Genomic DNA, 12,474 nt, shown 5'->3' on the forward strand with positions numbered 1-12,474 from the left:
ACGCTCCTTTATCCGTGCAAGGTCTCTATCCCTTAACGGCTCCAGAAATACCTTCCATATAATACCTTTGAGTGAATAAAAATACGATAATAATTGGAATGACAGAAATAATCGTTCCCGCCGCAATCCATCCAAAATTATATGCGAACTGACCTTTCAAATAAGTTAATGCAGAAGCAATTGGATATTTCTCAGGATTGTCAAGTACAACGATCGGCCACAGGAAGCTATTCCAGTAAGTCATCGCTTCTAGCAGCGTTATAACTGCTATACCCGGTTTAACAGTTGGTAACATGAGCTGCCACCATATTCTTAATTCAGTTGCCCCATCAATCTTGCCTGAATCCCTGATATCATCAGGTACTCCCATGAAGGTTTGACGCATTAGGAAGATGTTAAAGACAGAAACTGCCGATGGCAAAACGACTGCCATAAAGGTACCAAGCAAGCCAAAAGAACGTATTGTCAAATAATGAACTATGATTGCCGTCGATGATGGAATAATCATAGTTGCTACGAGGATTCCGAATACGACTCCTCTTCCTTTGAATCTGAGCTTGGCAAGAGGATATGCTGTCAAACAAGCCAATAGCACATTGATGCTTATACCCATTACCGTAATAATCAACGTATTCCCTATATATTTAGGGAAATTCATAAAGTTCCATACCTCTACGTAATTGGTAAACTTAATAAAGGTCGGAAAAATAGCCGGTGGAAATGTAAAAATATTTTTCCCTGGCATTAACGATGCACTAAGCATCCATAAAAACGGACCCATCATAAAGATAGCAAGCAAAATCAAAAGGACATAGCCTATGGTGTAACTCAAAAACTTCTTCGTTTTTTTAGATAAAGTGGCACTGTTCATCAATATGGATTCACACCACCTTTTTGATTGAACTTGAAGACAAATATACTTAGGACAGCAATGACCACACTAACAACTAGACCTAAAGCGGAAGCATAGCCGAAATTGAACTGCTGAATACCTTGCATATAAATGTATAAGCTTGAGGTAAGCGTCGAATTGCCTGGTCCACCTTCACCGTTCGTAAGAACGTACACTTCATCAAAGACGCGAATGGCAGCCATCAAAGAAATGAGGCTACAAAATAACACATATGGCTTTAAAAGCGGTATTGTAATTTTACGAATTACTTGAAGCTTGCTTGCGCCGTCTATTTTGGCTGCTTCATACAGCTCTGATGGGATCGCCTGCAGACCGGCCAAGTATAGCATCATATAGTAGCCGAGGCCTTTCCACATGGTAATGAACATCAGGACAAATAATGCGGTGCTGCTGTTCGACAACCAGCCGACCCTTTCTTGTATAATTCCTGCCGACATTAATATATAATTCACGATCCCGTTATTGCTAAGCAGCCAATTCCAAATAAGAGCTACCGCAACCATTGAGGTTACGACCGGAATATAGTATGCCGTTCTGAATAATTGAATGCCCGGCAGCTTACCGTTTACGAGAATTGCCATCAGAATTGAAAGCACCTGTATGATAGGAACAATTAACACATACAGTAATGAATTCAACAACGAAGCTATAAAGTTCGGATCCTGAAAAGCGCGAGTGTAATTTGCAAATCCAATAAATTTCGTTTCCCCGATTACAGAATAATTCGTAAAGGAGAGCGGTATGCTGAATATAATCGGCCAGAATACAAAAATTGCGAGAATAATGAGTCCAGGCGCCATAAACATCCAAGCGGTCAATGATTCGTTATTTAGCCGCTTTATTCGCACTAAATGTCACCTCCATTAAAATTTCCTTCACAGTTTATCTGGTGCATTTTACACGTTGATCCAGTGTTAAAATAAGGGGGAGGTACTAGCCTCCCCCTGCTTCAAACAGGATGATTAGTCTTATTTCAATGACTTGTTAACTTCATTAGCTGCTGCATCCAGGCTAGCTTTAACATCAGCATTGTTCAATAAGATTTTTTCTAATTCACGAGCAATTGCGTCATTAATATCTTTAACTTTTGGTACGCCCAAAGTATACTCATCTGCAAATTTCAAGCCATTTGCAGAAGCGATTTTAGCTTGTGCTTCCAAGGAATTATCAGATTGTGAGAAGAATGGATCTTCAATTGTCTTTTTAGTAGATGGAAGTGTATTCGCAACCTTCGAGAATTCTAATTGGTTTGCTGGATTCGTTATGTAAGCTGCAAATTCTGCTGCTTCTTTAACGTTTTGGGAGCCTTTTGGAACAATCATATTCATCGAATTCGAGTAGATTGAGTTCCCTTTACCTTTTGGAAGTGGAACAGCTACAGTATTCTTGTATACATCTGGTGCTGCTGTCTTGATTTTGTTGATAAACGTTGGACCTGAAAGCATGAATGCAACCTGTTCACTCGCAAAGTACTGAACCTGTGCATCGAAGTTCGCAATACTCTTCATCACGATGCCGTCATTAACTAACTGTTTCATCTCATTGATTACTGCTACGCCCTCTGGTCCGTTAAATCCAGCAGCTTTACGATCAGCACTCAGAATTGCAACGCCTTCGTTTGCTAGATTAGCCTTCGCTGTGAATTGTGTAGCATATCCACCAGCACCAGTTTTTTCTTTGATTGTACGTGCCATTGCGTGCATTTCTTCTCTTGTTACTGGAGGTTTGGAAGCATCTAGACCTGCTTTCGCGAGCAAGTTCTTATTCATGTACAGAACTTGAGTTGATGTATACCAAGGCAATGCATATGCTTTCCCATCAATGACTGTAGCATTGAAGATTCCGTCAAAGTATTCTGATTTCACTTGATCTGAAATATGTCCATTCAGGTCAGCTAGTGCACCTATAGAAACCAACTGGGTAGCAAGTTCCGTATTCAGGTTAACTACATCAGGAGCATCGTTGCCTGCTGCTGTTGCGAGTAGCTTCGTTTGAATAGCATCAAGTGGATAATCCTGCCAATCAATTTTGATGTTAGCATGTTCGGACTCATAAGCAGCAATAAGTTTATTAATGTAAGCATCAAACGTAGGCTTTAAAGAGATTGTCCAGAATTTCAATGTAACCTGCTTATTTTCTTTCGGTGCATCTGTTGCCGCACTATTCGTGGATTTCTCCGAATTCCCACATGCAGTTACTACAAGTAACATACATACTAGCAACATCATTGAAAGCCCTTTCACAAACTTCTTCATTTTAACAACATCCTTTCTTTTCCCCTACAAATTATTTAGTTCATTCATCATGTTGTATAAGTGCACTGAAGCTGAAGAATTAACCAGATCGTACCACATAAAATAAAAATAAAAAAGCATAATTTTTTAATTTTTCTCCTTTTTGTGAATATTTCTTCCTTTTTCACTTGTAAAATAGTGCAAATACGTGCAATATGACGGAGCCAATGATATCTCCATGCTTCGTGTATGCGGACTTGGGGTTGCAATGGACAATGCGCCAAATGAAGTGAAACAAATTGCCGACAGGGTTACGGAGTCCAATTCGGAGCACGGAGTCGCGCAGTTACTGCAACACATCATTACCCACAATCATTCGAACTAATCAACAGGCACATCACATCTGACAAACTCATATCTAATAAACTTATACCTGAATAAGGAGCGAATTTCACATGGAAAACCATATACCTTTAGTCATTGCACATCGAGGCGCTGCAGGTGAAGCACCGGAAAATACACTTGCTGCATTTCAACTTGCTCTTGATCAAGGCTGTGATGGCTTCGAGCTAGATGTTCATCTTTCCAAGGATGGAGAAATTATCGTCATTCACGATGCTACGTTAGATCGGACAACGAACGGCACAGGCAAAGTGCAAGAGATGACATTAACAGAGCTTCGTCGCTTCGATGCAGGATGCAAATTTAGTAGCAACTATGCTGGAGAACAAATTCCACTACTGGAGGAAGTTTTCGCACTCTCCCCTTCGGAACTCATTATTAATGTGGAAGTAAAAGGCGGAATTGGATGTGGGATGGAAGAGGCACTCGTTGCATTATTACGCACAGCCAATCGGTTAGAAACCGTTATCGTCTCTTCATTTGATCACAAATGCCTAGCAACAATGAAGCAAATCGAACCAACGATTAAAGTTGGTCTCCTCTACAACCTACGTACCCTGCATCACTGGAAACTTCCTGAGGTTGCTGGTTGTGACGTGTATTCACTCCATCCGAATATGAGCTGGTTGGATGCAGAAGATGTGAATGCTGCACTTGAAAAAGGCTTCTCTATCTATCCTTGGACAGTTAACGCTGAGGCTAGCTTACGTCAAGCTATTGCTTACGGTGTCAGTGGTATAATCACCGATTATCCAGGACGAGCACGCGATCTACTGAACCAAAAAGAGCCCTCGCTCAATGAAGGAGAGTAAATACACGATGGACAGATTAACTAATCCTGTTTATTGGCAAGCTCATCGTGGTGGAGGTGCATATGAGGCACCTGACAACACGATGGGAGCTAACCTTTATGCTTGGAAGCTCGGTGGGATTCCCGAAGCTGATCTACGTACTACCTCAGATGGCGTCATTGTTTGTTTGCATGATTCTACGCCTGCTCGAACGACAGACGCCCCTGATCATCTGAAAGACAAGCACATCTCCGAAATTACATTTGCTGAGACTAAGGAGTGGAATGCTGGAATCAAGTTCCCTGATTCCTTCGCGAAGGAAAGCATCCCTTCGCTCGAAGAAGTGTTTCAGGCTATGACCAATCGACCTGAAAGGCTGATCTATCTCGATTTGAAAGAGGTCGATCTGCATCAGCTCGGACAGCTAATTGATCAATACGAAGTAAATCAGCAAGTCATATTTACCCATAGCAATTTGGATAATTGTATTCGGATGAAAGAGATTGCTGCAGGTGTGCGTACGATGCTTTGGATTGGCGGCAATTCACAACAAATTCAAGACAAGTTCTACCTTGCTCTTAATTCCGAATTTCGCGGATTGGATCAGGTTCAGCTTCATCTCAAGGGTTATAAGCCGGATGCCGGATGGTCTTACGATCTCGATCTCGCTTTCATCCAAGAAGCTGCCGAGTTAACAAGTCAATTTAATGTCGAGCTTGAAGTATTTCCATTTCAATTTGATAACAGCGCGATTCACACTTTACTTGAAATGGGTATACGCTGGTACGCAACAGATGAACCAGCTAAATTCGTTTCCTGCTTATAAGCAAAGAGCACTGACCCTAATGGATCAGTGTTCTTTGTTTGGAAGCGGTGATACGTTGTATGAGGATATCATTCCCCTTACCTCTGAAGCATTGGTAGCAACTCTCTTAGCTCCTCTTCGCTCCACTCGCGACTGTTGTAGTCAGCGATTTCGAACGGTTCCGCATACTGGATGCTTGACCCTCGGTCCTTGCCGTACCAACGTTCGAGTGCTGGAATCATCTCATCCGACACAACGAAGAATTGATCCCAGTATTCTAGAATAAACGCTCTACGCAGCTCCCAGCCCTCTGGCACAAGGTGCTCGATCCTCTTCTGCCAAGGTGCAAGCTCATAAAATTGCGATGCATGAGCGTCGCAGCCAAGCAGCTTCTTCTCTAGCACCGACGTAATGTCGATGGCGATATCCGCTTTGTAGATCGAGCGAGCCGAGAAGTCCGGCATCAGTAAGAATAGTGGCTGCTTACCGAACGTTGCAGCACCACTAGCTACGTATTCAGCAGCTTCGCGTACGATTCTTCCGGCATTGCGGTTGTCGAAGTGACCGCCACCATTACCGTGGAATGTGATCACGACATCCGCTTCCCATTCACGGATATGCTCGATCACTTTATCTCGGTTCTCGGGACTTGGCACTAGCCAACCGTCAGAAATCCCCCAAATCGTATACTCCTGAACACCAAGACGCTCAGCAGCTACAAGTGCTTCTCCATGTCTGCGTTCGGCGAGTTCTGGACCCTTATAATTGTAATGACCGATATCCCCATTCGTCAGCGTTAAGAACTTAACCCGGTGACCAAGCTCTGCGTACAGAGCAGCCGTACCACCCGCATATTCCTCCGGCTCGTCCGGATGAGCAGCGATAACTAACACATTTAGGATGTTTGACATAAGGCATCTCCTGTTTTTTTTATTAATTCAATAAATTAACTATAGGATCAGTCCGATGCGCTTGTCAATCTTCTTCCGAGTCTAATCACAAAGTCCAACTCACCCTACCAGCAGTTCCTAGCCTAGTGGGATTCCAGAGTCTAGATCCCCCGAGTAAACTTAATGTGAGCTCCAACCACTTAAAGTTACAATAAAACACTTTTGTTGACCGTTCGGTACAAAAGTAGTATTCTATTAATGTTATCTTTAAAATGAGAGGAGAATAAGATTGAATAATCGCGGCAGACCCAGAGAGTTTGATTATTCCTCCATTGTAGATGTTGCAATGAAAACATTTTGGATAAGAGGATATGAGGGGTGTTCTACACAAGATTTATGCACTGATACAGGACTTGGAAAAGGAAGTTTATACAATACTTTTGGTAGTAAACATGAACTGTATAAACAAGTATTAGAACGCTACCATGAAATTGGGATTAGGGAACAAAAGAAATTGCTAGATACTCCAATTCCAGTTAAAGAACGATTAAGTAATCTTTTTAAATGGGCATTGAAGGAAGACTTTGAGAATATGGATCAAAAAGGATGTTTATTGATTAATGCCAGTGTAGAACGTGCTAAACACGATTTAATGGTACAAGAAATTTTCTCAAGGCATGTTGAGCTTCTTAAACAAGCTATTGGAACAGTAATGGAGGAAGGATTGAAGACAGGTGAAATTTCAAAGAATCAATCAGCTGAAGAATTAGCTAGTCTGCTTTTAAGCAGTTATTACGGATTCCGTGTTCTTAATGTATCGTTGCAAAATCAGATGTTAGCTGAACAGGTTATCAAAGGAACAATGGAGTCTATTTTTGGCGCTTAGTGCGCTCTTTTTTCGCACTATTTTTGTACCAACCGTTACAATAATGAATAAGGAGTGTTTTTATGCCATCGATTATTTATTTACTAGCTTTAGCAATCTTTTGTATGACTACATCAGAATTTATGGTTGCAGGTATGATGAACGAACTTGCTCTTGCATTTCAGGTTTCTGTATCATCTATTGGGTATTTAATTACAGCTTATGCAGGAGCAATGGTGGTAGGAGGCCCCATTTTAACTGCAATTCTCTTACGAATGCGCAGCAAACAAGCATTATTGTTTTTAATGTTTGTATTTTTAATTGGTCAATCGCTCGGAGCTATTGCTTGGAACTATGATATTATTATGATTTCACGTATTATAACTGGTATTGCTTCAGCTTCAGCTTTTGGAGTTGCGATTTCCTTTTCTGCAACATTGGTACACTCTGACTCAAGGGGAAAAGCTGCATCAATTGTACTTGCAGGTTTAATGTTCGCAACTGTATTAGGTTTACCTATAACAACCGTTATTTCGCAATATTTTGGCTGGCGTATTAGTTTTGGGGCTGTTTCTGTTCTTGTGCTAGTATCAGGGATTATGATTCAATGGTTGCTACCATCATCTTCAAATAAAGAGCAATTAAACTGGAAGAACGAACTTCTACGATTTAAGAATATTCATCTTTGGGCAGCGTACGTAACAAGTATGTTTATTATTGGTGGTACGTTTGCAGCATTTAGTTATTTCACTCCTATCTTTACAAATGTCACAGGCTTTTCAAGTGCAAGCATTCCATATTTACTTGCTCTCTATGGTAGTGCGACGGTAGTTGGGAATATAGTGATTGGTAAGTTTGCTGATAAATATACAATGAAAATACTGGTGAGCGGATTGATTATATTAATAGTAGCATTGTCTTTATTTGCTTTAGGTGCAGAGAATAAATACATTGCGGTTATTTCTACGATTTTTATTGGTTTAACTGGTGTAGCATTGAATCCGGCTATGGTTGCGAGAGTAATGAAAACAGCTAGTAATGGAACAATGATAAATACCGTTCATAGTTCTTTTATTACGCTGGGTATTGTTATTGGCTCGTCACTAGGTGGTCTTGGAATCAGTAAAGGATATGGTTTTGTATCTCCGCTGTGGATTGGATCTTGTTTAGCTATCCTTGGGGTAATTTCATTATTACCATATTTATATAAGAGAAAGACGGATTAAGTGGTTTAAAGTTTCTTTACATCCCCCATCTTTTGAATCCATCCTTTTCTCTTCGATCTTCAAATTATATGTGCTGGTTACACCAGTAATGGTGTGCTCCCGTAGTTGTTAGTTTCACTGAATTGTTTCATTTCTTCTATCTTGTTTATTTCCAGCAGTGCATCAAAGAACAGATCAGGCTGTTCCATCATGGTCATATGTCCAGCATTAGGAATGATATATATCCCTTTGTTTGGAGCTTCGATCTCTTCAAAATACTTTTGGGCAATGACATAAGGGGCCTGCCAATCCGTATCGCCCAAAATATAATACATGGGAACTTCATAATTCGCCGCTTCCGTACGGAGATTGAAATCACCTAGAAATTCATGCAGCTTGGCATTTGCCCGAAAAATCTTCATGAACGCAATAAGGTCTGAAAATTTAAAGATAGGGCTCTTGAACACCGTTATCCAAGTCGAAAGGCCCAGCTTTATACCTATTTCATATTTTCCTTGGAGCTTTCTTACCTTCTCAACCTTTTTCAAAAATGCTTTCTTAAAAACAATGCGATTGCCAGGATATTCACCGATGGACTCCAGCTTTTTCATTGACTTGATATCACCAGCTTGCTCAATCAACTCTTTAACTTTGTTATACCCGACTCTCTCATTTTCCAGCATATCGACAACTTGCGCGGCACCTATATAATAGGCTACCTCTTCCGGATGCTTCCTAATAAATACGGAGCCCAATACACTTCCCCAAGAATGACCGATAAGGACGATCTTTGGCTTGTTATATTTCTTCTTCAAGTGTTGGATGACTTCGAACAAATCCTGCAGCACCAAATCAATTGTAGGGAGCTTATCCGGATTTCTAGTTAATGTTTTCCCCGTCCCGCGCTGGTCCCAATGAACAACCGTACAGATTTCCTCCCATTTCTCCTGGAATACCCTAGTGAATAAGGATTCAGCCGAGCCGGGTCCCCCGTGCAAAAATAAGATGACGGGATTCGCATAGCTAGTTCCCAGGTGATACAAATATTGATTGATTCCATTGATTGGTGCGTATTCTTCAATATTAATTAGCCCTGCAGTCTTATTCTTCATGGCTATTCTCCGCTCCTCGATGAGTTCTTCGTTTTTCAAATTCCTTCAGTACCTTCATCTGGGTGGCGTTTTGATTCTCCGTCAATTCCAAACTACCGTCTTCTTCAAAGCCATCTTGTTGCTCACCGTCAAAGCGGTATAGTTTCTTTAATTGACCCCACATTGTTTCCAGTTCCTCTGTAGAAAATTCCGTAAAAAGTTCTACTAAGAAGAATGCTCCTTTTTCGCTATCTTCCAGAAGGGCCTGTTTGCCCAAGTCAGTAATCGTCACATTAATAGCTCGTTTATCCTTAGTACTAGGTACAACCTTGACGAAACCCTTATTCTCTAGAATTACGACTATCTGTTTTACACTCTGCTTGGTGGAACCTAACTTTATAGCAATGTTGTTCAACGTCGATTCATCTTCGGACAAATGAGCAACAGCCATCATTGCCATAAACTGTCTAGCTGTCAAATGATCCAGGTAGCTATCCCCTTTACCCTGAATCTTATTGGTAAGAGAGAATAAAGTCGCATATATTTGTTGCATCAAAAATAACTCTCTATAGTTATCCATGAGTCCTCTTTCAATTAGGCAGTATAATGTCTTTATTTATAATAGCAGATTGTTTAAAATAGTCAATATATTGTCTAATTTTTAAATGGGCGGACTCCCTATAGAAGCGAACTAGTAAAAGATCATATTGCAATATTAGTTGTGAATGTCCAAACAACCTGTACATGTTTGTCATATTATTTCTTTATGATGCACTTTAGAAAATACACAAACAAACAAAAAATTAATTGTTGGGTTGGTGATATTCCTATGATCTATACAGCGCTTGGAGATTCTATTACATTTGGGGAAAGTGCCTCTTCTTTGGCGAATGCGTATCCCCAATTAACCGTATCTACTTTAAATGCATGCTCATATAAGGTTAGTGGATGTGTTTTGGCTCGACCTGGTTGGACTAGCAGTGATCTGTTAGATGCAGTAATATATCGGGGGGCCTCAATTATTCGTCGCTCTAATGTTGTTACAATATGGATTGGAGGAGTGGATTTAGCAAATGCCGCACTGTTTTCACTTAAAAACCAGCAGCCATTACCTGTAACACAAATCGCAACGATCTATAGTCGAAATTTACGTACCCTAATAACTCTAATACAAAAAGGAAGCCATGCCCGCATCATTTGCTGCACACAATACAATCCATTTCCAAACAGTCCTCTTGCAATTGAATCGATAGAACGATTAAATCGTTTGACGTATGAAATCGCACAGAGTTGCGATGTATATATCGCTCCTGTTCATAAGTGGTTTGAAGGAAAACAAGCACATCTAATCTATGGATATCGCAGAGGAAAGATTGAAGATGCACTGAGCGGAACTTTGCCCATCCATCCAAATGATCAGGGGCATCAAGTTATTGCATCGGGAATCGCCCCCTATATTATCACTCGCAATTAGCTGGGTCACACCGATCTACTGTTTATGCTCGTTTGCAATGGCATAGCGATGAACCAGTAAGAGTTGCCGAGTATTTCCTGAATGATCCAGGAACTAGCTAAAGAAGTGGGTAACCAAGTCGTTACTGCGATAGTAAACATTGATCAAGAGACTGAGCTTGCAACCGAATACAACATAACGACTCTTCCTACCTTACTTATTTTTAGAGTTTATTCAAGATATAGAATCAATTTACTAATTAATACTGCTGATTCAGCCCTATCTCAGTCTGGATCGCAATTTACTGGATAATGCGATTCGTTACGGAAACGAAGGTCAAGGACTCGGCATTGGTCTCTCCATTGCGCAGGATATTGTTGAAGCTCATCAAGGTAGCGTTGAAATGTCACGCAATCCTTATATAGAAACGGTGTAGTCATGAAACAAGGAGCCCCCTACTTCTAGAGGTCTCCTTATTCACGATTACGGCTATTTGATTCTCTTCGCTTGTAGCAAGTTCATGATCATCGTCACAGCCTCGGCTCGTGTCGCCGTTCCCATAGGGGCAAAATTGTTACCACCGCGTCCCTTTACGATACCTAATTGCTTGATCGTGAACACCGCTCCTTTGGCCCATTCTGGAATCTCACTTTCATCGGAGAAGCCAGTCGTAACAGTCGCCAAGTGCTTAGCGCCATATGCCTTAGCGATCATCATCGCCATTTCCATCCTTGCGATGTTCGCGAATGGTTGGAAGCTTCCATCCGCATAGCCAGACAAAATCCCAGCTTCTACAGCATCGGCGATTGCTTGCTTCGTCCACGCAGGGATCTCTTGCGCATCTGTGAAGATTAACGTTGTGACTTCATTTACAGGCTTCAGTGCATTCATGAGCATCGAGACAAATTCCGCGCGCGTAACCGTGGCATCCGGTCTGAAGCTTCCATCCGTATAGCCTTTGACGATTCCCTCCTGCACCGCTCCTATTATTGTCGCTTCCGCCCAGTGACCAGTAATGTCGCTAAACTTAACTTCCGTCAACTTCGGTGCTACGATGGGCAAGCCCGACGTCTTATCTATCACAAGCATCACAATTTTAGATAAGTTATTAACCTCTACTCGGATGCGATTTCCGTCTATCTTGCCTCCGTTTATTTTCATCCATTTTTTCGTAACTTCATCATAGTAAAAGATCGCCACTGTTTGTTCGCTACTCAATTTGGCCCCATCGAATACCATGCTCAGCGTAGCTGGCTTGTTGAATTCTTCAGAGAAATTCTTCTGTACATCGAACACCGAGCTCGCCAAAGCCTCATTGTGATTAAACAAACTTGACGGATTCGTTACTTCCTTAATGGTGATTTCCAATGATTTGCTTGTCGCATTAACTGGAATGGTAATGAAGATCTTGCCACCTAAGCTTATCTCACCGATTCTTCCGACTGGAAGCTTAAGGCTACCGTTCGTTGATCGAATAGGACTAGTGCTCTCGCCATACCCTGGTACACTAGGCGGAGTAATTGGTGGTGTAATTGGTGGCTCAACTGGTGTGACACTCGCCGATGCCACTGATGCTACAGAGTCGCCTGCAACATTCTTCGCTACGACCGTGAATGTATACGCTGTTCCGTTCGTCAAACCCAAGACCGTAATTGGAACAGCGCTTGTTCCTGTTTCCGTGAAGCCTCCCGGACTAGACGTAACTGTGTACAGTGTGATCGCACTTCCTCCATTACTCGTTGGTGCGTCAAATCTCACCGTCGCTGATCCGTTACCTGCGGTCGCAGTTACATTCGTCGGGGCACTCGGCACAGCAATCGGCGCG

14 protein-coding genes are annotated in these 12,474 nt (G+C 41.6%); 7 read left to right on the forward strand and 7 right to left on the reverse strand.

Annotated features, from left to right (window positions below; genetic code table 11):
* Nucleotides 1–25: 25 nt before the first annotated feature.
* From AC1DOK_RS19570 to AC1DOK_RS19580, 3 genes are all read right to left on the reverse strand, one after another.
* Nucleotides 26–871 (reverse strand): carbohydrate ABC transporter permease, encoded by an 846-nt coding sequence (locus tag AC1DOK_RS19570; protein WP_477556019.1) that lies wholly within the window; start codon nt 869–871, stop codon nt 26–28.
* Nucleotides 871–1,761: a carbohydrate ABC transporter permease gene (locus AC1DOK_RS19575; RefSeq protein WP_477556004.1), complete on the reverse strand. Its 891-nt coding sequence runs from the start codon at nt 1,759–1,761 to the stop codon at nt 871–873. The genes AC1DOK_RS19570 and AC1DOK_RS19575 overlap by 1 nt, the downstream gene beginning before the upstream one ends.
* A 120-nt stretch (nt 1,762–1,881) precedes the next feature.
* Nucleotides 1,882–3,168 carry an ABC transporter substrate-binding protein gene (locus AC1DOK_RS19580; protein WP_477556005.1) on the reverse strand — a complete coding sequence of 429 codons (1,287 nt, stop codon included), beginning with the start codon at nt 3,166–3,168 and terminating at the stop codon, nt 1,882–1,884.
* A gap of 187 nt (nt 3,169–3,355) precedes the next feature.
* Between AC1DOK_RS19580 and AC1DOK_RS19585 the strand changes: the two genes are divergently transcribed.
* The 3 genes from AC1DOK_RS19585 (at nt 3,356) to AC1DOK_RS19595 (ending at nt 5,166) form a co-directional block, all read left to right on the forward strand.
* Nucleotides 3,356–3,532 carry an HAD family hydrolase gene (locus AC1DOK_RS19585; RefSeq protein WP_477556006.1) on the forward strand — a complete coding sequence of 59 codons (177 nt, stop codon included), beginning with the start codon at nt 3,356–3,358 and terminating at the stop codon, nt 3,530–3,532.
* A 70-nt stretch (nt 3,533–3,602) separates the two neighbouring features.
* Entirely contained in the window at nt 3,603–4,361 is a 759-nt protein-coding gene (locus AC1DOK_RS19590) for a glycerophosphodiester phosphodiesterase (protein WP_477556007.1), read from the forward strand.
* Between the two features lie 7 nt (nt 4,362–4,368).
* The gene (locus AC1DOK_RS19595) at nt 4,369–5,166 is read left to right on the forward strand and encodes a glycerophosphodiester phosphodiesterase (RefSeq protein ID WP_477556008.1); all 798 of its coding nucleotides are present in this window, start codon (nt 4,369–4,371) and stop codon (nt 5,164–5,166) included.
* 77 nt (nt 5,167–5,243) lie between these two features.
* Here AC1DOK_RS19595 and AC1DOK_RS19600 read toward each other — a convergent pair whose 3' ends face one another.
* Entirely contained in the window at nt 5,244–6,056 is an 813-nt protein-coding gene (locus tag AC1DOK_RS19600; RefSeq protein WP_477556009.1) for a PIG-L deacetylase family protein, read from the reverse strand.
* Between the two features lie 268 nt (nt 6,057–6,324).
* On the opposite strand from AC1DOK_RS19600, the gene AC1DOK_RS19605 reads away from it, so the two are divergent.
* Both AC1DOK_RS19605 and AC1DOK_RS19610 read left to right on the forward strand, forming a co-directional pair.
* Nucleotides 6,325–6,921 carry a TetR/AcrR family transcriptional regulator gene (locus AC1DOK_RS19605; protein WP_477556010.1) on the forward strand — a complete coding sequence of 199 codons (597 nt, stop codon included), beginning with the start codon at nt 6,325–6,327 and terminating at the stop codon, nt 6,919–6,921.
* 62 nt (nt 6,922–6,983) lie between these two features.
* Nucleotides 6,984–8,126: an MFS transporter gene (locus AC1DOK_RS19610; RefSeq protein WP_477556011.1), complete on the forward strand. Its 1,143-nt coding sequence runs from the start codon at nt 6,984–6,986 to the stop codon at nt 8,124–8,126.
* Nucleotides 8,127–8,203: 77 nt separating this feature from the next.
* On the opposite strand, the gene AC1DOK_RS19615 is transcribed toward AC1DOK_RS19610, so the two are convergent.
* Together AC1DOK_RS19615 and AC1DOK_RS19620 are read right to left on the reverse strand one after the other, a co-directional pair.
* Nucleotides 8,204–9,217 carry an alpha/beta fold hydrolase gene (locus AC1DOK_RS19615; RefSeq protein ID WP_477556012.1) on the reverse strand — a complete coding sequence of 338 codons (1,014 nt, stop codon included), beginning with the start codon at nt 9,215–9,217 and terminating at the stop codon, nt 8,204–8,206.
* The gene (locus AC1DOK_RS19620) at nt 9,207–9,749 is read right to left on the reverse strand and encodes a MarR family winged helix-turn-helix transcriptional regulator (RefSeq protein WP_477556013.1); all 543 of its coding nucleotides are present in this window, start codon (nt 9,747–9,749) and stop codon (nt 9,207–9,209) included. The genes AC1DOK_RS19615 and AC1DOK_RS19620 overlap by 11 nt, the downstream gene beginning before the upstream one ends.
* A 276-nt stretch (nt 9,750–10,025) precedes the next feature.
* Between AC1DOK_RS19620 and AC1DOK_RS19625 the strand changes: the two genes are divergently transcribed.
* Both AC1DOK_RS19625 and AC1DOK_RS19630 read left to right on the forward strand, forming a co-directional pair.
* A complete protein-coding gene (locus tag AC1DOK_RS19625) occupies nt 10,026–10,670 on the forward strand; it encodes an SGNH/GDSL hydrolase family protein (protein WP_477556014.1) in 645 nt (214 codons plus the stop codon).
* A gap of 81 nt (nt 10,671–10,751) precedes the next feature.
* The gene (locus tag AC1DOK_RS19630) at nt 10,752–10,961 is read left to right on the forward strand and encodes a thioredoxin domain-containing protein (protein WP_477556015.1); all 210 of its coding nucleotides are present in this window, start codon (nt 10,752–10,754) and stop codon (nt 10,959–10,961) included.
* Nucleotides 10,962–11,138: 177 nt separating this feature from the next.
* Here the strand turns inward: AC1DOK_RS19630 and AC1DOK_RS19635 are convergent.
* Nucleotides 11,139–12,474, reverse strand: a 1,336-nt coding sequence (locus tag AC1DOK_RS19635) for an S-layer homology domain-containing protein (protein WP_477556016.1), incomplete at its 5' end; no start/stop codon positions are given.

It is taken from the genome of Paenibacillus sp. P5_B5 (assembly GCF_056400365.1).

Excerpts from the sequence above, each read along its gene's own strand:
- AC1DOK_RS19630 (WP_477556015.1), top strand. The coding sequence starts at position 10,752 with ATGATCCAGGAACTAGCTAAAGAAGTGGGTAACCAAGTCGTTACTGCG.
- AC1DOK_RS19600 (WP_477556009.1), bottom strand. The coding sequence starts at position 6,056 with ATGTCAAACATCCTAAATGTGTTAGTTATCGCTGCTCATCCGGACGAG.
- AC1DOK_RS19625 (WP_477556014.1), top strand. The coding sequence starts at position 10,026 with ATGATCTATACAGCGCTTGGAGATTCTATTACATTTGGGGAAAGTGCC.
- AC1DOK_RS19615 (WP_477556012.1), bottom strand. The coding sequence starts at position 9,217 with ATGAAGAATAAGACTGCAGGGCTAATTAATATTGAAGAATACGCACCA.
- AC1DOK_RS19595 (WP_477556008.1), top strand. The coding sequence starts at position 4,369 with ATGGACAGATTAACTAATCCTGTTTATTGGCAAGCTCATCGTGGTGGA.
- AC1DOK_RS19620 (WP_477556013.1), bottom strand. The coding sequence starts at position 9,749 with ATGCAACAAATATATGCGACTTTATTCTCTCTTACCAATAAGATTCAG.
- AC1DOK_RS19610 (WP_477556011.1), top strand. The coding sequence starts at position 6,984 with ATGCCATCGATTATTTATTTACTAGCTTTAGCAATCTTTTGTATGACT.
- AC1DOK_RS19590 (WP_477556007.1), top strand. The coding sequence starts at position 3,603 with ATGGAAAACCATATACCTTTAGTCATTGCACATCGAGGCGCTGCAGGT.
- AC1DOK_RS19580 (WP_477556005.1), bottom strand. The coding sequence starts at position 3,168 with ATGAAGAAGTTTGTGAAAGGGCTTTCAATGATGTTGCTAGTATGTATG.
- AC1DOK_RS19570 (WP_477556019.1), bottom strand. The coding sequence starts at position 871 with ATGAACAGTGCCACTTTATCTAAAAAAACGAAGAAGTTTTTGAGTTAC.